This is a genomic window from Escherichia sp. WS1265 (genome assembly GCF_046487585.1).
Taxonomy (GTDB): domain Bacteria; phylum Pseudomonadota; class Gammaproteobacteria; order Enterobacterales; family Enterobacteriaceae; genus Escherichia; species Escherichia coli.
The window spans coordinates 1-766 of record NZ_JBJQJE010000090.1 but is presented as its reverse complement, the minus strand read 5'-3'; the positions used below and the strand labels follow the sequence as shown (position 1 = coordinate 766).

The window sequence follows — 766 nt, the reverse complement described above, 5'->3', positions numbered from 1 at the left end:
GGCACGTCCGAAATTTGCGTATCTGGCACAGGGAATTAACAGCAGCGCAGCAGGGAGAAAAAATATAATGCGAGACTTAACCCTCAAATTTGCCGACAGGGCCGACTTTTCGGCCTTTATGGATAGCACTGGCTATTATGACGACGAGACGATGCAGGATGATATTCTTATTGACGTGATAGGTAACGTGTACAAAGAAACCGGAGAACTGACTGAAGATGGCGAACCGGTATGTGTTAAGGAAGACGGATATTTTGTAAACGTGCGCATCATTAATGATGCAAAAAAATCGTCAATATTCGATAAATACGCGGTTGTTGTTGAGCATCAACTTCGTGGCTGGATGTGAGGTAGAGAAATGGCTACATCGACAGTAATTCCAGGAGATATCACCAAGCTAAAGGGGGATGTCAGTAAAGCTAAGGAAGATATTTCATCAATTAGCGGAAAAGTATCAACGCTTCAGACTGATATGGACAGTGCAAAGCAGGATATCAGTACCAGATACACAAAAACAGAAGTGGATAATAAGCTGAAAAACAAAGTGGAAGTGAACGATCTGGAAAGCGGTCGTTATGGCGGAGATTTTTATCCACTGACAGGTCGTGAAGCGTTTTATTTATGGGGATTGGGCACAACTACAGCGGCGGCAAATCTTTATCTTAATCCTGACCCTGCAATTTCGTCTGTGCTGCGGTCAACATCGTCTATCCGCTATAAACATTCAGTAGAGACAATAGATTCAGAGCACGCTGATCTCATTTTC

1 protein-coding gene and 1 pseudogene are annotated in these 766 nt (G+C 43.2%); both read left to right on the top strand.

The window, feature by feature from the left end; translation table 11 throughout:
• Nucleotides 1-67: 67 nt before the first annotated feature.
• Nucleotides 68-349, top strand: a complete 282-nt coding sequence (locus ACJHX3_RS24965) for a hypothetical protein (RefSeq protein ID WP_094322950.1) — start codon at nucleotides 68-70, stop codon at nucleotides 347-349.
• Between the two features lie 9 nt (nucleotides 350-358).
• Nucleotides 359-766: pseudogene (locus ACJHX3_RS24960) on the top strand (tail fiber domain-containing protein); the annotation flags it as partial.

Bases quoted from the DNA above. Each gene is read 5' to 3' on its own strand.
- ACJHX3_RS24965 (WP_094322950.1), top strand. From the start codon at position 68: ATGCGAGACTTAACCCTCAAATTTGCCGACAGGGCCGACTTTTCGGCC.